Consider the following 17,709-nt stretch of genomic DNA (forward strand, 5'->3'; position numbering starts at 1 on the left):
CATGGCAGTCACCTGTGATTCCCTTGAACAAGTGCGCGGGCAGATCGACCGCCTCGATCGCCAGATCGTCAGCCTGATCGCCGAACGCGGAGCCTATGTCTCCCAGGCCGCAGGCTTCAAGAAAGACAGTGCAGCGGTGAAAGCGCCACAGCGGGTTGAACAGGTTATCGCCAAGGCCCGCGCCCTGGCAGAGGAGCTGGGAGCCAACCCCGATGTAACCGAAAGCGTCTACCGCGCCATGATTGCTGCTTTTATCCAGCAGGAGCTGGCAGAGCATGCAGCGTTGCAGCTGGCTGACTAAATAAAACTGTAGGCGCGAGCTGTTCGCTGCTGGATTGAAAAAGCTCGCGAGCAAGCTCGCTCCTACAGGTTTCCTGGCAAACCAGTCTGAACCCTGATTCCGGCGCAGGCTCTAAAGCCTACAGCCCCGGAGGGACACCGCCATGAGCCGCGCATTTGTCAACGAAGACACCGCCGCCGAGCAGGCCAATACGCCGATTGAGCGCCAGATCAGCGACCAGCCCAACTATGTCACCGCTGCCGGCCTTGACCAGTTGCAAGCCAAAGTCAGCGAATTGCAGCGCCAGCACAGTGCCGAGTCCGCCCGCCGCGATGACGCCGACAAACAGCGGTTAGCCGAGATTGAGCGCGACCTGCGCTACTACAGCCAGCGGCTGCAAAGCGCCCACGTGGTCGCCCCTGCGACATCAACGCAAAAGGTGCAGATTGGCAGTTGGGTAACCTTTGCCGAAGAATCGGGCAATGAACAACGGGTGCAACTGGTGGGCGAGGATCAGGCCGATGCAGGCCAGGGGCTGATCAATTGGGGCTCGCCCCTGGGTCGCGCGCTGCTGGGCGCGCAACTCGGAGATGAAGTGCTGTGGTTTCGGCCCGCAGGGGATCTGCAGGTCGAAATCATCAGGATTGATCCGGCTTAAACCACGCCCTGGGCCAGCATCGCGTCGGCAACTTTGACGAAGCCCGCAATGTTGGCGCCTTTCACGTAGTTGATCCGGCCGTTCTCTTCACCGTAGTGCACACAGGCGTGGTGGATCGACTGCATGATGTTGTGCAGCTTGCTGTCCACCTCACCCGCTGTCCATAGCAGGCGCATGGCGTTCTGTGACATTTCCAGACCGCTCACTGCCACGCCGCCGGCGTTGGAAGCCTTGCCCGGGGCAAACAAAATACCCGCTTCGATAAACATGTCGACCGCCTCGAGGGTGGTGGGCATGTTCGCGCCTTCAGCCACGCAGACGCAGCCATTGCCGAGCAAAGTGCGGGCGGCATCGGCGTCCAGTTCGTTCTGGGTGGCGCATGGCAGCGCGATGTCACAGGCCAGGTTCCACGGATGCTGGCCGCTCAGGAACTCAAGACCAAACTGGCCGGCAAGTTCGCTGATACGCCCGCGCTTGATGTTTTTCAACTCCATCAACGCCTCCCACTGCTCCTCGCTCAAGCCGGCTTCGCAAAATAGCGTGCCTTCGGAATCCGACAGCGAGATCACCTTGCCACCCAGGTCCATGACTTTACGGGCCGCATACTGGGCCACGTTTCCGGATCCGGAAATCGCTACACGCTTGCCATCAATGCGCTGGCCACTGCGCTTGAGCATTTCCTGGGCGAAGTACACGCAACCGAAGCCGGTGGCTTCCGGACGGATCAGGCTGCCGCCGTAGCTCATGCCCTTGCCGGTCAACACCGAAGTAAACTGGTTGCTCAGACGTTTGTACTGACCAAACATAAAACCGATTTCACGTGCCCCCACACCGATGTCGCCTGCCGGAACGTCAACATCGGAACCGATGTGGCGGTACAGCTCACTCATGAAGGCCTGGCAGAAGCGCATCACTTCAGCATCGCTTTTACCTTTCGGATTGAAATCCGAGCCCCCTTTACCGCCGCCCATTGGCAACGAGGTCAGGGAATTCTTGAAGGTTTGCTCAAAGGCCAGGAATTTCAGAACCCCCAGGTTCACCGACGGGTGGAAACGCAACCCGCCCTTGTAAGGGCCAATGGCGCTGTTCATCTGGATCCGGAAGCCGCGGTTGACCCGCACTTTGCCTTCGTCATCGACCCACGACACGCGGAACACAATCGCCCGCTCGGGTTCACAAATGCGCTCGAGAATGCCTGAAGTCAGATAGTGCGGATTGGCTTCAAGAAACGGCCACAGACTGCGCAGAACTTCTTCTACGGCCTGATGGAACTCAGGCTGGTCAGGGTCGCGTTTTTTCAGGCGGGCAAGGAAGTGGTCGACGGATTCGATCATGGAAAAGTCTCGGCAAATTTGTTGTCGTTAGAAGCTGATTGCCCAGAACCTTATCAACTCATGAAGCACCGCGACAGCGCAAAATGTCGCAGTTATGAATTTAAATGGTGCTTTTATATAAATTAGTCCAGTTAAAGCAGTCATTGCGCACCATAAAAGTGATTCTTGTACCCAGTTTTGCACCAACTGAAACCCGCCCCCAGGCGCAACCCTCGTTCCTCGTAGGCAACTACGCAAATCATGCCTGTCTGCACAAAAAAAAACGGAGCCCCGAGGGGCTCCGTTGTTTCTTGCAAACCGGCCTTACTGGGCCAGCTTCTTGTGACGTACACGGTGCGGCTGGTTGGCCGCTTCGCCGAGACGCTTTTTACGATCAGCTTCGTACTCGGTGTAGTTGCCTTCAAAGAAGACCGCTTGCGAGTCGTCTTCGTACGCCAGGATGTGAGTCGCGACGCGGTCAAGGAACCACCGATCGTGAGAGATCACAATGGCAGCGCCCGGGAAGTCCAGCAGCGCTTCTTCGAGCGAACGCAGGGTCTCAACGTCAAGGTCGTTGGACGGTTCGTCGAGCAGCAGCACGTTGGCGCCCTCTTTCAAGGTCAGGGCCAGGTGCAAGCGACCACGCTCACCGCCGGACAGGTCCTTGACGAACTTCTGCTGATCGCCACCTTTGAAGTTGAAACGGCCTACATAGGTACGCGACGGGATTTCGTAGTTACCAATGCGGATCACATCAGAACCATCAGAAATGGCCTGGAACACAGTCTTGCTGCCATCCAGGTCGTCGCGGCTCTGATCCACACAGGCAAGCTGCACGGTTTCGCCGATTTCGATGCTGCCGGAGTCCGGCTGCTCTTTGCCCATCAGCATGCGGAACAGGGTCGACTTACCGGCACCGTTACCGCCGATCACGCCAACGATGGCGCCTTTAGGCATGGAGAACGACAGGTTGTCGATCAGCACGCGATCGCCGTAGCCCTTGGACACGTTCTTGAATTCGATAACCTTGTCACCCAGGCGCGGACCGGCCGGGATGTAGATTTCGTTGGTTTCGCTGCGCTTCTGGAATTCCTGCGATTGCAGTTCTTCGAAACGTTGCAGACGGGCCTTGGATTTCGACTGACGGGCCTTGGCGCCTTTACGGACCCATTCCAGCTCGTCTTTCATGGCCTTTTCATGGGCCGACTGCTGCTTGGATTCGGCAGCCAGACGATCGGACTTGGCTTCAAGCCAGCCCGAATAGTTGCCCTCGTAAGGAATGCCCGCACCGCGGTCAAGCTCCAGAATCCAGCCAGCCACGTTATCCAGGAAGTAACGGTCGTGCGTAATCGCAACCACGGTACCCGGGAAATCGTGCAGGAAGTGTTCCAGCCAGGCCACGGAGTCAGCGTCCAGGTGGTTGGTCGGTTCGTCGAGCAGCAGCATGTCCGGGGCCGACAGCAGCAGGCGGCACAAGGCCACACGACGCTTCTCACCACCGGACAGGTGTTCAACCTTGGCATCCCAGGCCGGCAGACGCAGTGCATCGGCAGCGACTTCCAGCTGGCGCTCCAGGTTGTGACCGTCGCTTGCCTGCAGAATGGATTCGAGCTTGGCCTGTTCTGCAGCCAGCTTGTCGAAGTCGGCATCCGGGTCAGCGTATTCAGCGTAAACCTGATCCAGACGCGCTTGCGCATCCTTGATCACGCTAACGGCTTCTTCAACCACTTCACGTACGGTTTTGTTCGGGTCCAGCTGCGGCTCTTGGGGCAGGTAGCCGATGTTCAATTCCGGCATCGGGCGTGCTTCGCCGTCGAACTCGGTGTCCACGCCAGCCATGATTTTCAACAGGGTGGATTTACCCGAACCGTTCAAACCGAGCACGCCAATCTTGGCGCCCGGGTAAAACGACAGGGAGATGTTTTTCAGGATTTCCCGCTTCGGCGGAACAACTTTGCTCAGCCGATGCATGGTGAATACGTATTGAGCCATGGAGAACCTAGCGTCAGTGACTGATGAATAAGGCGCGAGCATTGCCGGATCAGGCAATAGGAAAAAGTCAGGGACTGATATGCATCAATACCTGCTGACCGTATATGCCTGAGTGTAGGCGCTCGAATAACCGGCAAAGCTACCTGAATGCGTTGATCAGGGCAAACCAGAGCAAAGCACAGGGCTGGCACTTTGCCACAACCCAAGGCATGCTAGGCGCCCTCTGGGCGTCCGGCTTATAGTGCGCGCGCGCCTTGTTTGCCAAACCGCAGGATCACAGCTTGCCCAATGTCACCCCGCCAACACTGCCCCGCACACCAGGCCAACTCCTTGGCACACCTGTGCGCGGCACGTTAAAAGGCGCACTGGCAACCCTGGTCCTGTTGCTGCTGGCAATGCTGTTCTGGCTATTGATTGAACAGTTCCGGAACGCGATCCAGCAGGAGCGCCTGTCGAGCATCAATTACAGCGCAGACCTGGCCGACCACATCAACCTGAGTATGGAACTCAGGGCCGAAACCGCCCTCAACCTGCTGCCTGCCTATGCACCCCCCAAAGATTCGCTCCAGCTACAGGAGCTGCTCGAACGGCTGCGCCAAACCTTGCCGCCCCTGCAAAGCCTGGCCTTATTGAGTCCAGCCGGAGAAGTGCTGCTCGACAGCACGGGCATCAGCCCCGATGCGGCCTTCCTGGCCGACTGGATAAAAAACATCCGGTTGTACAGCCGTACAGCCGGGTATTTTTACGGCAACAACAGGGATGCCAGCGTTGCTTATCTGTTGTTGCGCCAGACCGGTGACACGACCAACGGTTACTGGCTGCTGCGCATGACCCCGGATCTGCTGCAAAACCTCACGCGCCAGACCCTGAACAGCAACCGCCCCCAATGGCAGGTCGAAAACACCCTGACTGATCAGGTGCTCAGCACCAGTACCGCTCCTGTCACCCGGGTATCAAGCTCCGATCCCCGGGACATGGATGACACAGTACTGCTGACCCCCTTGCGCAACAGCGACTGGCAGTTGCGCGGGCTGTTCAATGACCAGATGGCGGCGCAACAGCTGCTACCCGGGCTGATTGGCAAATGCTTGCTCGGCCTGCTGTTCTCGATGCTGCCGGTGGTCGCACTTTTGAATATGCGCCGCCGCCAGCGCCAGCTGCACGAAGGCCGGCGTCGTTATCACGATATTTTTGAAGGCACCGGCGTCGCGCTTTGCGTACTCGACCTGTCCAGCCTGCCTGGCTTTCTTGAGCGCGAAAAAATCCAGGACAGCCATGCCCTCAAACAATGGCTGAACAACCAGCCGCAGCATCGGCGCCAGCTGTTTGAACAATTGCGCATCACCGAAGTGAACCAGGTCGCCATGCAGTTGCTGGAGGTCGAATCCGAGGACGGCGCCTGGTCAAAACTGATCAGCGGCGCCCCGCAAACCGGCTCGGCCATTGGTTATCAACTGGTCGAGGCCGTGCTCAACCGGCTGCAACAACTGGAGCTGGAAATCAAACTGGCCGACGCCGGGGGGCGTGACCAGCATTTATGGCTGGTGCTGCGTCTGCCCGATACCCGCCTGGACTATCACGCGGTCATTCTGAGCATTACCGACATTACCAATCGCAAGCTGATCGAGTTGTCCTTGCAGGAGCGCGAAAGCTTTTGGTCCGACATGGTACGCACCGTGCCGGATCACCTGTATGTGCAGGATGTCACCAGCCAGATGATGATTTTCAGCAATCACCATCTGGGCCACACCCTGGGCTACAACGCCGCCGAGCTCAAGCAAATGGGCGCTTATTTCTGGGAGCTGCTGCTGCACCCCGACGACGCCGGGCACTATCACGAACTGCGCCACCAGCAACGTCACGGCAACTATGTGCGCCGGTTGCAATGCCAGTTGCGCTTTCGTCATCGCAGTGGCGTCTGGCGCAGTTTTGAGATTCGCGAACAGGCTCTGGCCCTGGGTACCGGGGAGCAGGTAACGCGGATTGTCGGGGTTGCCAAAGACATCACCGACCAGATCGAGGCCAGCGAATCGCTGCGCGACAGTGAGCAGCGCTACCGGATGCTGGCGGAAAGCATCAGTGATGTGATTTTCTCCACCGACAGCAGGTTATGCCTGAATTACGTCAGTCCGTCGGTACAGACTGTGCTGGGCTACGACGCGCAATGGGTGTTCAACCATGGTTGGCAATCGACCATCGCCAATCCGCAACAACTGGCGGGTATCTACAGCCTGCTGGCGCGGGTCAGCGCCGCGCTGGACACTCCCGAGCAACTGGCGCCCCTGCGCACTCAAGTGCAAACCCAGGTGTTCCTGCTCGACTGCTTGCGGGCTGACGGACGCAAAATCCCCATCGAGCTGCGTCTGGTACTGGTGTGGGACGAGAGCAATACGTTCGAGGGCATCCTCGGCGTTGGCCGCGATATCAGTCAGCAGCGCAACGCAGAAAAAGACCTGCGAATGGCGGCTACGGTATTCGAACACTCGACCTCGGCGATCCTGATAACCGACCCGGCCGGCTATATCGTCCAGGCCAATGAGGCCTTTAGCCGGGTCAGCGGTTACGCCGTAGCGCAAGTGCTCGACCAGTTGCCAAGCATGCTGACCGTGGATGAACAGCAACAGGCGCATCTGCGTTACGTGATCAAGCAACTCAATCAGCACCGTTCATGGGAGGGCGAGGTGTGGCTCAAACGCCGCAGCGGCGAACACTACCCGGCATGGGTCGGGATCACCGCGGTGCTGGACGATGAAGGCGACCTGGCCAGCTACGTGTGTTTTTTCAGTGACATCAGCGAACGCAAGGCCAGTGAGCAGCGAATCCACCGCCTGGCCTATTACGATGCCCTGACCCACCTGCCCAACCGGACACTGTTTCAGGATCGCCTGCACACCGCACTGCAACAGGGCGACCGGAACAAGTCGTGGGTGGTCCTGATGTTCCTCGACCTCGACCGTTTCAAACCGATCAATGACTCCCTGGGGCACGCCGCCGGCGACCGCATGCTCAAAGACATGGCGACCCGCCTGCTGGCCTGTGTGGACGACGACGATACCGTGGCGCGCATGGGCGGGGACGAGTTCACCCTGCTCCTGCAACCACGGGCAACCCGTCAAATAGCCCTGAACCGGGCCATCAGCGTGGCCGAACAGATCCTCGCCAGCCTGGTACAACCCTTTGTCCTCGAAAGCCGTGAATTCTTCGTCACGGCCAGTATCGGCATAGCCCTGAGCCCGCAAGACGGAAACGAACTCAGCCAGTTGATGAAAAACGCCGATACGGCGATGTACCACGCCAAAGAGCGCGGCAAGAACAACTTCCAGTTCTATCAGGCCGACATGAACGCCAGCGCCCTGGAACGCCTGGAACTGGAGAGCGATTTGCGCCATGCCCTGGAACAGGAAGAATTCATACTCTATTACCAGCCGCAATTCAGTGGCGACGGCAAACGCCTAACCGGGGTTGAAGCACTGTTGCGCTGGAATCACCCGCGCCGCGGACTGGTGCCGCCCGGGGATTTTATCCCGGTGCTCGAAGAGCTGGGCCTGGTGGTCGACGTCGGTGACTGGGTGCTGGCCGCAGCCTGTCGCCAACTCAAACACTGGCATCAGGCCAAGGTGCGGGTGCCCAAAGTCTCGGTCAATATCTCGGCGCGCCAGTTTTCGGACGGCCAGCTGGGCAACCGGATTGCCAACATCCTCAAGGAAACGGGCCTGCCCCCGGCGTGTCTTGAGCTCGAGCTGACCGAAAGCATCCTGATGCGCGAAGTCAGCGAGGCGCTGCAAATTCTGGCCAGCCTAAAAAATCTCGGCCTGAGCATTGCCGTCGACGACTTCGGCACCGGCTATTCATCGCTCAACTACCTCAAGCAATTCCCGATCGACGTACTGAAAATCGACCGTACCTTTGTCGACGGTTTGCCCTGTGGCGAGCAGGACGCCCAGATTGCCCGGGCCATTATTGCAATGGCCCACAGCCTGAATCTGGCGGTCATCGCCGAAGGCGTCGAGACCCACGAACAGCTGGTTTTCCTGCGCGAGCACGGCTGCGACGAAGTCCAGGGCTACCTGCTGGGACGACCGCTGCCGGCACACCAGTTAGAGAAACAGTTACTGGCCAAGCAGCGGCACACTGCCAGTGATGAATTACCCATTTGAAGTGGCCGTTACCTGCTTGCAGTTTGATCAGGAACGCCGTGAATCGCTTTCATATGCCAGATAAAACCCATTGGGTTAGAATGCCCTCCTTTTCTGCCCCCGATCCTTGAGGACCGCCATGTTCAGCCGTGATTTGACACTTGCCAAGTTCGACGCCGACCTTTTTGCCGCCATGGAGCAAGAAGCTCAGCGCCAGGAAGAACATATTGAGCTGATCGCTTCGGAAAACTACACCAGCCCAGCGGTCATGGAAGCTCAAGGCTCGGTTCTGACCAACAAGTACGCCGAAGGTTATCCGGGCAAGCGTTACTACGGTGGCTGCGAATACGTCGACGTCGTCGAGCAACTGGCCATCGACCGTGCAAAAGAACTGTTCGGCGCCGATTACGCCAACGTTCAGCCGCACGCCGGCTCCCAGGCCAACAGCGCTGTATACCTGGCCCTGCTGTCGGCCGGTGACACCATTCTGGGCATGAGCCTGGCCCACGGCGGTCACTTGACCCACGGCGCCAGCGTTTCGTCCTCGGGCAAGCTGTACAACGCCATCCAGTACGGTATCGACGCCAATGGCCTGATCGACTACGACGAAGTTGAACGTCTGGCCGTTGAGAACAAGCCAAAAATGATCGTGGCCGGTTTCTCTGCCTACTCGCAGATCCTCGACTTCCCGCGTTTCCGCGCTATCGCAGACAAAGTCGGCGCCTACCTGTTCGTCGACATGGCACACGTGGCCGGTCTGGTTGCAGCGGGCGTTTACCCGAACCCGGTTCCTTATGCTGACGTAGTGACCACCACTACCCACAAAACCCTGCGCGGTCCACGTGGCGGCCTGATCCTGGCCAAAGCCAACGCCGACATCGAGAAGAAGCTGAATTCGGCTGTTTTCCCGGGTTCCCAGGGCGGTCCGCTGGAGCACGTTATCGCGGCCAAGGCCGTGTGCTTCAAGGAAGCGCTGCAGCCTGAGTTCAAGGCTTACCAGCAACAAGTGGTCAAGAACGCTCAGGCCATGGCTTCGGTGTTCATCGAGCGCGGTTTTGACGTGGTCTCGGGCGGTACTGAAAACCACCTGTTCCTGCTGTCGCTGATCAAGCAGGACATCTCCGGTAAAGATGCTGACGCCGCTCTGGGCAAAGCCTTCATCACCGTGAACAAAAACTCCGTACCGAACGATCCACGCTCCCCGTTCGTTACCTCGGGGCTGCGTTTCGGTACTCCGGCTGTCACCACCCGCGGCTTCAAGGTTGAAGAATGCCGTGAACTGGCAGGCTGGATCTGCGACATCCTTGACGACATCAACAACGAAGCCGTTATTGATGCCGTTCGCGAGAAGGTCAAAGCCATTTGCGCCAAGCTGCCTGTTTACGGCAACTGATAGCAAACAGCTGAAAAAAAGCCCGGCTTTCTAGCCGGGCTTTTTTCTGGGCGCTCTGCGGACACGCCCTCCCCCTGTAGGAGCGAGCTTGCTCGCGAGCTTCTTCAAACCATAAACAGCCCGCGCCTACAGATATAAGGCGGTGATGGATCAGAGCCGTGCAAACCCTTCGCGAATGGTGGCCTCCGGCAATTCATCGGCAATAAACACCATCACGCTTTCGCGCAGCTCGCCCTCGGCCCACTCGGTGTCCCAATCAAAACCGTAGAGCTTGAGCACACCCTGAAACACCAGGCGCCGGTCTTCACCGGCAATATTCAATACACCCTTGTAACGCAGCAGCTGTTTGCCGTGCTCTTCCAGCAGCTCGTTCATAAAGGTGCTGAGGCTGTCGATATCCAGCGGTTTTTCGGTGCGCAGCACCATGCTGGAAATACGGTCCGCAGAAGCCGCAGGCTGTACCGGGCGCAAATTCAGACCGCCACCTGGATCTGCATTCAGGTTGAACCCGCGCACATCCAGCAGCTCGGCCAGATCAATCTTGCCGTGCTCCACCACCCGGATCGGCGCCCGGCGATTGATCCGGGTCAGGCGCTGGCACAGCGCATCAAACGTGGCGTCATCCACCAGATCACGCTTGCTCACCAACAGCCGGTCGGCAAAGCCGATTTGCGCCTGGGCGATGGTCTGGCTCAGGTGAACCTCGGCGTGGGCGGCATCCACCAGCGTGATGATGCCGTCCAGCAGATAACGCTCACGCAGTTCTTCGTCAATAAAGAAGGTTTGTGCCACCGGTGCCGGATCAGCCAGGCCGGTGCATTCGATGACCAGCCGGTCGAAGGTGATTTCACCGCTGTCCAGACGCTCAAGCAACAGGTACAGCGCCTTGGTCAGATCAGTGTAAATGGTGCAGCACACACAGCCATTGGACAGGGTCATGACTTGCACCGGCTCATCGCCCAACAACTGGGTGTCGATTCCGGCATCGCTGAATTCGTTTTCAATGACGGCGATTTTCAGCCCGTGCTCGGCCTTGAGCAGATGACGCAACAAGGTGGTTTTACCGGCACCGAGAAATCCGCTGAGGATGGTGACGGGGATTGGAGAGGTCATGTCGGGTCTCCTGTTGAACACAAAAAAATGTGGGAGCGGGCTTGCCCGCGAAGGTATCGACAGTCGATGCCATCGCGGACAAACCCGCTCCCACAGTCAGATACAACCCGCCCTTAGCGGATTAACAGCACTTGGGCCCGCCCTTGCCGCCGTAACGCGCCTCCTGGCGCTCCCGAAAGAACGCTTCGTAGGTCATTACCGGCTTGTCCGGGTGTTTGGTTTGCATATGCTCGACGTAATTGTCGTAGTCGGGCATGCCGACCATCAGGCGCGCGGCCTGACCGAGGTATTTACCGAGGCGACTCAGGTCATTGAACATGCTTGCAATCCTCTGTCATGCATCCGGTAGGGAGTGGTACGGCGCTTCTTTATCCGTACGTTCTTTACGCCCCCAGGCCGCGGCACCGACTTTAACGGCATAGAACAGAATGCTGAACACCACGAACAGGAACAGCACGGTCAGACCGGCGTTGGTGTAGGCATTGATGATCACGTGCTGCATCTGATCGATGTTTTTCGCCGGGGCAATCACTTGGCCGGCATCCAGTGCGGTGCTGTATTTTTTCGCCAGGGCCAGGAAACCGACCGCCGGGTTGGCGTCGAACAGCTTGATGAAACCGGCGTAGGTGGTGCAAATCAGCAGCCAGACCGCTGGCAGCATGGTTACCCAAATGTAGCGCTGGCGCTTCATTTTGATCAGCACGACGGTGGCCAGCATCAGCGCAATCCCCGCCAGCATCTGGTTGGAAATACCGAACAACGGCCACAGGGTGTTGATGCCGCCCAGCGGGTCGATTACGCCCTGGTACAGCAGGTAACCCCACATCGCCACACACAGACCGGTTGCCAGCACGTTGGCTGGCCACGACTCGGTGCGCTTGAGGGCTGGCACGAAGCTGCCAAGCAAGTCCTGCAACATGAAGCGACCGGCACGGGTGCCCGCGTCGACCGCGGTCAGAATGAACAGCGCCTCAAACAAAATGGCGAAGTGATACCAGAACGCCATGGTGTTTTCGCCCGGCAGCACGTTGTGCAGGATCTGCGCGATACCCACTGCCAGGGTCGGTGCGCCGCCGGCACGGGCCAGAACCGTGGTTTCACCGATGTCATGGGCCAGTGCCGTCAGTGCGTCCGGGGTAATTGCAAAGCCCCAGCTGCTCACCGTTTGCGCCACAGTCACCACGTCACCGCCGACAATGGCTGCCGGGCTGTTCATGGCGAAGTACACACCAGGCTCGATGACCGACGCGGCAACCATTGCCATGATGGCCACGAATGACTCCATCAGCATCGCGCCGTAGCCGATATAACGGGAGTTGCATTCGTTATCCAGCAGTTTGGGCGTGGTACCCGAGGCAATCAGTGCGTGGAAACCCGACACCGCCCCGCAGGCAATGGTGATGAACAGGAACGGGAACAGACCGCCTTTCCACACCGGACCGGTGCCGTCGACGAATTGGGTCAGGGCCGGCATTTTCAGCTCGGGCATGGTGACCAGAATGCCGATCGCCAGGGCCACGATGGTGCCGATTTTAAGGAAGGTGGACAGGTAGTCACGGGGCGCAAGTACCAGCCACACCGGCAGCACCGCCGCCACAAAGCCGTAGCCGATCAGCATCCAGGTGATTTGCGTGCCGGTGAAGGTAAATATCGGCGCCCACTCCGGGCTGGCCGCAATCTGGCCCCCCAGCCAGATGGAACCCAGCAACAGCAACACGCCGACAATCGAGATTTCACCGATACGGCCCGGGCGGATGTAGCGCATGTAAATGCCCATGAACATCGCGATCGGGATGGTGGCCATCACTGTGAACATGCCCCACGGGCTCTCGGCCAGGGCTTTGACCACGATCAGCGCCAGCACCGCGAGGATGATGATCATGATCAGGAAGCAGCCAAACAGCGCGATGGTGCCAGGCACCTTGCCCATCTCTTCGCGCACCATGTCGCCCAGGGAGCGACCGTTGCGACGAACGGACATGAACAGGACCATGAAGTCCTGTACTGCACCGGCCAGCACTACCCCGGCAATCAGCCAGAGCGTGCCCGGCAGATAGCCCATTTGCGCGGCCAGTACCGGCCCGACCAGAGGCCCGGCGCCGGCGATGGCTGCAAAGTGGTGACCGAAAAGAATGTGTTTGTTGGTCGGGACATAGTCCAGACCGTCGTTATTGACCACCGCCGGTGTCGCCCGCAGTGGGTCCAGTTGCATCACCTTGGTGGCGATAAACAAACTGTAATAACGGTAAGCGACCAGGTAGATGGCAACGGCTGCCACTACGATCCACAAGGCGTTGACCGCCTCGCCTCGGCGCAAGGCCACTACGCCAAGGGCGCAGGCTCCTACAATTGCCAGCACCAGCCACGGGATGTGGCGTAGCAGGCTATTTTTATTATTCATTTTTATATTCCGGCCAGTTGGACAAGAAAGACTGCCACCGGAGTTTAGCGCCCCCAGCTCTAAAGACCACCCCCTTACCTTGGTCTAGAGCCTTCTTTTACGGTTTTATGCTTGGCTATTGATCCGTTTGCGCGGTCAGGCCTGCGCGGTGCTTGCCGCTGTTTGAAGCGCTACTCAAACAATGCATCCAGCGCCTGTTCCAGACGGGTCACGCCAATTACCTTCAGACCCGGCGGCGACTCTTTGGGGGCGTTGCCCATAGGCACGATGGCCCGTTTGAAACCGTGCTTGGCCGCCTCTTTCAAGCGTTCCTGACCGCTGGGCACTGGTCGTACTTCACCCGACAACCCCACCTCGCCAAATACCAGCAGATCGTGGGGCAGCGGTTTATTGCGCAGGCTGGACATCACGGCGGCCATCAGTGCGAGGTCGGACGCGGTCTCCAGCACCTTGACCCCGCCCACCACGTTGAGGAATACATCCTGATCGTGGGTCGGAATTCCACCGTGGCGATGCAGGACGGCCAGCAACATGGCCAGGCGGTTTTGATCCAGGCCCAGGGTGACCCGGCGCGGATTGGACATGTGGCTGTCATCCACCAGTGCCTGCACCTCTACCAGCATCGGGCGTGTGCCTTCCCAAGTGGCCATGACCACACTGCCGGGCACTTCTTCCTGGGCCCGGGTGAGGAAAATCGCAGACGGGTTGGAGACCTCTTTCAGGCCCTTGTCGGTCATGCCGAACACGCCCAGTTCGTTAACTGCGCCGAAGCGGTTTTTTACCGCCCGCAACAAACGCAAACGACCGTCTGACTCGCCCTCGAAATACAGCACGGTATCGACCATGTGCTCCAGCACCCGGGGCCCGGCCAGCGCGCCCTCTTTGGTGACGTGGCCCACAAGGAAGATCGCGGTGCCGCTGGACTTGGCATAGCGCACCAGCAATGCCGCACTTTCACGCACTTGCGACACGCCACCCGGGGCCGATTGCAGCTGCTCGGTGAAGATGGTCTGGATCGAGTCGATCACCATGACCTTGGGTTTTTCCAGCTTGGCGGTGGCGATGATGCTTTCGATGCAGGTCTCGGTCATGACCTTGAGCTGATCCTGGGGCAAGCCCAGACGGCGGGCGCGCATGGCTACTTGCTGCTGCGATTCCTCGCCGGTGACATACAGCGCAGGCATGCGCGAGGCCATATGACACAAAGTTTGCAGGAGAATGGTCGATTTACCGATACCGGGATCGCCGCCGATCAGCACCACCGAGCCGTCCACCAGACCGCCACCGAGCACCCGGTCCAGCTCGCCCGAGGCGGTGGAGAAGCGCGGGATTTCAGCAATGCTGACCTCGGCCAGGGTTTTGATCTGGGCTTGTTGCCCGGTCCAGCCGGTGCGCCCGCTGGGTGGCGCGGCAGCACCACTTTCAACAATGGTTTCGACCAGGGTGTTCCAGACGCCGCACTCACCGCACTGCCCGGCCCACTTGGGGAAAGTTGCGCCGCACTCGGTGCAGCCGTATATGCGCTTGGGCTTGGCCATCTGAACTCCACGGAAAAACCGCGATGATAGCCCAGCGCACCCGTATTAGTGCGATCGCGGCATACGGATTTCGCCATCGGCCAGCCGGGCGGCACTATTGCCCTGTGCATCTTCGGCATTCAGGTCCGCCCCCTTGCGCGACAAATCCCTGAGCAATTCGGCCCGCTGAAACAGGCCTGCATACATGGCCGCGGTCTGCCCCGCGCCGTTGCGCTGATCGGGGTTGCAATCAGTGCCCAGTAAACGGCGGGCAATCCGGACTTCGCCCTTGAAAATCGCGCCCATCAGGGCTGTATTACCGCGCAAGTCTTGGGCACAGGGGTTTGCGCCAGCCTTCAGCAAGTGCTCAACCGCCTCGCCCTGACCGTTGTAGGCCGCAAGGATGAGCGCGGTATAACCCTTGCTGTCTTGCACATTGAGGCTGTAGCCGGACTCGATAAAGGTATCGAGCATGGCCACGTCACCACGGCGCGCCGCATCGAAGTAATAGTTCCGGAGTTCGGCCTGTACATCAGGTTCGGCGGCCAGGGCAAGCCCGCTGACAATAAGCAGAGTCAGGGATAAAAGCGTTCTCATAGGTTCATACCTTAACCGCCCTGTGGGAGCGAGCGTGCTCGCTCCTGCAGGATTGGTAACTAAGTCAGTCGACTAGTCTGGCGGCCAGTGCCTTGACCCGGCCCAGGTCACCCTTGGCCACTTTGGTCACGCCGGTGCCGTATTCAGGGTCGGCCTTGTACAGAAACGACAACATGATGTGTTTGCTCTCATCGTCTGTTGTCGCCAAAGACTCACCGAAACTTTCAATCAGATCCTGACGCTCTTTTTTGCTGAAGGAACGGTAAAGATCCCCCGCCTGTTTGAAGTTTTGCTCACGCTGAATCTTCGCTTGCTGGGTGGTGCCCGACACTGGCATTTCGCTGTAACGCGCAGCTTGCGGCTCTTCGCGCGGCATCAGGCGGCTCGGCTGATAATTCACCCCGGTGACGGTATGACCGATGTTCATCGAACCGTCCTGGTTGCCATTGTTGACACCATTGCGCGGGGCATTTATCGGCAACTGCATGGCGTTGGCACCAAGGCGGTACATCTGCGTATCGGCATAGGAGAACACCCGGCCTTGCAGCAGGCGGTCTTCGGAAGGCTCGATACCCGGCACCAGATTGGCCGGGGCCATAGCGACCTGCTCGGTTTCCTGAAACACATTGGCCGGGTTGCGGTTCAACACCATCTGCCCGACTTTGCGCTCAGGTACCCCCGGCCAGATTTTGGTTGCATCCAGCGGGTCAAAATCGAAGGTTTTCAGATCTTGCGGTTTGAGTACCTGCACGTACAAATCCCACTTGGGGAAATCGCCCTTGTTGATATGGGCCACCAGATCATTGGTCAGGTGGCTGTAATCACGGCCCTGAACCCGGGTGACCTGTGCGGGATCCAGATTGTTGAGGCCCTGGAGGCTTTTCCAGTGGAATTTCACATAGCGCACGTCACCTTTGGCGTTCACCAGTTTGTAGGCGTGTACCCCATTACCGTCCATCTGGCGATAGCTGGCCGGCGTACCTGCGTTGGAGTACAGCTCGGTCAGGGTGCGGGTGGCTTCGGGTACATGGGAGAAGAAGTCGAAGCGCCGTGAGTCGTCGTCAAGGTTGGTGCGCGGGTCGGGCTTGAAGGCATGCACCATGTCCGGAAACTTGATCGCATCGCGGATAAAGAAGGTCGGGAAGTTGTTGCCTACCAGGTCCCAGTTACCGTCGGCGGTGTAAAACTTGGTGGCGAAACCCCGTGGATCACGCAGGGTTTCCGGCGAATGGTTGCCGTGCACCACAGCCGAAAAACGGACAAACACCGGCGTGGTTTCACCCGCGGCAAATACTTTGGCTTTGCTCAGATCACTCATGTCACTGGTCACGGTAAAGGTGCCGTGAGCCCCGGTGCCGCGGGCATGCACCACACGCTCCGGGATGCGTTCGCGGTCAAAGCGCTGAAGTTTTTGCAGCAACTGCACGTCTTGCAGCAATACCGGGCCGTTTGCCCCTGCCGTTTGCGAGTTCTGGTTATCGCCGACTGCGGCACCGTTGTCGCGAGTCAAGGTGGCGGCCTGTACTGAAACCGACAGCAGGCTGGCGCTCAAAACACACAGCAGGCGACGCTGTGAAAACGCTCCAGAGCCTAGGGGGATGGTCATGGGTAAGTCCTCTGATTATTAGGTGCGCATCCGGGCGCTGACCAAAGGCTAGAGGGCCGGGGAGCAAATTCTAAATAGAAAGGTCGCAACTACCTGATTGAAATAAAAGTCTGGCATTAAGGCATCTGAGGGGGTATCGACCGCAAGTTTCCGCGCTTTTTATAAAACTATCGGCACTTGAGCCGGTCGATTAAACAGCCAATAAGCATCACAGCAGGCAAGATCAGCAAGGCTGACTTACACTGCACTCACCAACTTCATATGTAACAAGGAATAACCTATGGGCGTGATAAGTGAGTTCAAGGCCTTCGCGGTCAAAGGGAATGTGGTCGACATGGCCGTCGGTATCATTATCGGCGCGGCATTCGGCAAAATCGTTTCATCCTTCGTTGGCGATGTAGTCATGCCACCTCTGGGTCTGTTGATCGGAGGTGTGGACTTCAGTGACCTGGCCATTACCCTCAAAGCCGCCGTTGGTGATGCACCTGCCGTGGTTGTGGCGTATGGCAAGTTCATCCAGAGCGTGATCGACTTCATCATCGTCGCGTTCGCCATCTTTATGGGCGTCAAGGCGATCAACCGCCTGAAGCGTGAAGAGGCTGTGGCTCCAAGCGCACCGCCCGTACCGACTGCCGAAGAAGTGCTGCTGAGCGAAATTCGCGATCTGCTCAAGGCGCAACACGATCGACCTTGACGATCCGAT

General features: G+C 58.7%; 13 protein-coding genes. 5 read left to right on the top strand and 8 right to left on the bottom strand.

The genetic code is table 11. The features are described 5' to 3' along the window. Position 1: 1 nt before the first annotated feature. Both EQV90_RS03330 and EQV90_RS03335 read left to right on the top strand, forming a co-directional pair. Positions 2-301: a chorismate mutase gene (locus EQV90_RS03330; RefSeq protein WP_029612191.1), complete on the top strand. Its 300-nt coding sequence runs from the start codon at positions 2-4 to the stop codon at positions 299-301. A 142-nt stretch (positions 302-443) separates the two neighbouring features. Further along, complete coding sequence (locus tag EQV90_RS03335) at positions 444-938, top strand: GreA/GreB family elongation factor (protein ID WP_003443952.1); 495 nt, start codon at positions 444-446, stop codon at positions 936-938. On the opposite strand, the gene gdhA is transcribed toward EQV90_RS03335, so the two are convergent. Together gdhA and ettA are read right to left on the bottom strand one after the other, a co-directional pair. Further along, positions 935-2,272: an NADP-specific glutamate dehydrogenase gene (gene gdhA / locus EQV90_RS03340; protein ID WP_240877746.1), complete on the bottom strand. Its 1,338-nt coding sequence runs from the start codon at positions 2,270-2,272 to the stop codon at positions 935-937. The two genes, EQV90_RS03335 and gdhA, sit on opposite strands and share 4 nt — an antisense overlap. Before the next feature lie 303 nt (positions 2,273-2,575). After that, the gene (gene ettA, locus EQV90_RS03345) at positions 2,576-4,243 is read right to left on the bottom strand and encodes an energy-dependent translational throttle protein EttA (protein ID WP_003443957.1); all 1,668 of its coding nucleotides are present in this window, start codon (positions 4,241-4,243) and stop codon (positions 2,576-2,578) included. Positions 4,244-4,524: 281 nt separating this feature from the next. Between ettA and EQV90_RS03350 the strand changes: the two genes are divergently transcribed. After that, positions 4,525-8,400: a bifunctional diguanylate cyclase/phosphodiesterase gene (locus EQV90_RS03350; RefSeq protein ID WP_276617483.1), complete on the top strand. Its 3,876-nt coding sequence runs from the start codon at positions 4,525-4,527 to the stop codon at positions 8,398-8,400. 118 nt (positions 8,401-8,518) lie between these two features. Beyond that, the gene (glyA, locus tag EQV90_RS03355) at positions 8,519-9,772 is read left to right on the top strand and encodes a serine hydroxymethyltransferase (RefSeq protein WP_003443962.1); all 1,254 of its coding nucleotides are present in this window, start codon (positions 8,519-8,521) and stop codon (positions 9,770-9,772) included. Positions 9,773-9,922: 150 nt separating this feature from the next. Here the strand turns inward: glyA and yjiA are convergent, their stop codons facing one another. The 6 genes from yjiA to katB form a co-directional block, all read right to left on the bottom strand. After that, complete coding sequence (yjiA, locus tag EQV90_RS03360; RefSeq protein ID WP_003443966.1) at positions 9,923-10,885, bottom strand: GTPase; 963 nt, start codon at positions 10,883-10,885, stop codon at positions 9,923-9,925. Positions 10,886-11,006: 121 nt separating this feature from the next. After that, on the bottom strand, positions 11,007-11,204 hold the full coding sequence (locus EQV90_RS03365) for a YbdD/YjiX family protein (protein ID WP_003443968.1): 198 nt from the start codon (positions 11,202-11,204) through the stop codon (positions 11,007-11,009). Positions 11,205-11,219: 15 nt separating this feature from the next. Continuing rightward, complete coding sequence (locus EQV90_RS03370; protein WP_003443970.1) at positions 11,220-13,286, bottom strand: carbon starvation CstA family protein; 2,067 nt, start codon at positions 13,284-13,286, stop codon at positions 11,220-11,222. A gap of 170 nt (positions 13,287-13,456) precedes the next feature. Next, positions 13,457-14,824 carry a DNA repair protein RadA gene (radA, locus tag EQV90_RS03375; RefSeq protein ID WP_003443972.1) on the bottom strand — a complete coding sequence of 456 codons (1,368 nt, stop codon included), beginning with the start codon at positions 14,822-14,824 and terminating at the stop codon, positions 13,457-13,459. A 45-nt stretch (positions 14,825-14,869) separates the two neighbouring features. Next, positions 14,870-15,400 carry an ankyrin repeat domain-containing protein gene (locus EQV90_RS03380; RefSeq protein ID WP_003443973.1) on the bottom strand — a complete coding sequence of 177 codons (531 nt, stop codon included), beginning with the start codon at positions 15,398-15,400 and terminating at the stop codon, positions 14,870-14,872. 64 nt (positions 15,401-15,464) lie between these two features. Beyond that, positions 15,465-17,006, bottom strand: coding sequence for a catalase KatB (gene katB / locus EQV90_RS03385; RefSeq protein WP_240877747.1), 1,542 nt, complete (start codon positions 17,004-17,006; stop codon positions 15,465-15,467). Between the two features lie 280 nt (positions 17,007-17,286). On the opposite strand from katB, the gene mscL reads away from it, so the two are divergent. Next, the gene (gene mscL / locus EQV90_RS03390; protein WP_003443977.1) at positions 17,287-17,700 is read left to right on the top strand and encodes a large-conductance mechanosensitive channel protein MscL; all 414 of its coding nucleotides are present in this window, start codon (positions 17,287-17,289) and stop codon (positions 17,698-17,700) included. The last annotated feature ends 9 nt before the right edge of the window (positions 17,701-17,709 follow it).

The organism is Pseudomonas sp. TMW22089, from assembly GCF_022496645.1.
Classification (GTDB): Bacteria; Pseudomonadota; Gammaproteobacteria; order Pseudomonadales; family Pseudomonadaceae; genus Aquipseudomonas; species Aquipseudomonas paraversuta.

What these genes read in the sequence shown, in the direction of transcription:
- EQV90_RS03330 (WP_029612191.1), top strand. Translation starts at nt 2, where the DNA reads ATGGCAGTCACCTGTGATTCCCTTGAACAAGTGCGCGGGCAGATCGAC.
- EQV90_RS03335 (WP_003443952.1), top strand. Translation starts at nt 444, where the DNA reads ATGAGCCGCGCATTTGTCAACGAAGACACCGCCGCCGAGCAGGCCAAT.
- gdhA (WP_240877746.1), bottom strand. Translation starts at nt 2,272, where the DNA reads ATGATCGAATCCGTCGACCACTTCCTTGCCCGCCTGAAAAAACGCGAC.
- ettA (WP_003443957.1), bottom strand. Translation starts at nt 4,243, where the DNA reads ATGGCTCAATACGTATTCACCATGCATCGGCTGAGCAAAGTTGTTCCG.
- glyA (WP_003443962.1), top strand. Translation starts at nt 8,519, where the DNA reads ATGTTCAGCCGTGATTTGACACTTGCCAAGTTCGACGCCGACCTTTTT.
- yjiA (WP_003443966.1), bottom strand. Translation starts at nt 10,885, where the DNA reads ATGACCTCTCCAATCCCCGTCACCATCCTCAGCGGATTTCTCGGTGCC.
- EQV90_RS03365 (WP_003443968.1), bottom strand. Translation starts at nt 11,204, where the DNA reads ATGTTCAATGACCTGAGTCGCCTCGGTAAATACCTCGGTCAGGCCGCG.
- EQV90_RS03370 (WP_003443970.1), bottom strand. Translation starts at nt 13,286, where the DNA reads ATGAATAATAAAAATAGCCTGCTACGCCACATCCCGTGGCTGGTGCTG.
- radA (WP_003443972.1), bottom strand. Translation starts at nt 14,824, where the DNA reads ATGGCCAAGCCCAAGCGCATATACGGCTGCACCGAGTGCGGCGCAACT.
- EQV90_RS03380 (WP_003443973.1), bottom strand. Translation starts at nt 15,400, where the DNA reads ATGAGAACGCTTTTATCCCTGACTCTGCTTATTGTCAGCGGGCTTGCC.
- katB (WP_240877747.1), bottom strand. Translation starts at nt 17,006, where the DNA reads ATGACCATCCCCCTAGGCTCTGGAGCGTTTTCACAGCGTCGCCTGCTG.
- mscL (WP_003443977.1), top strand. Translation starts at nt 17,287, where the DNA reads ATGGGCGTGATAAGTGAGTTCAAGGCCTTCGCGGTCAAAGGGAATGTG.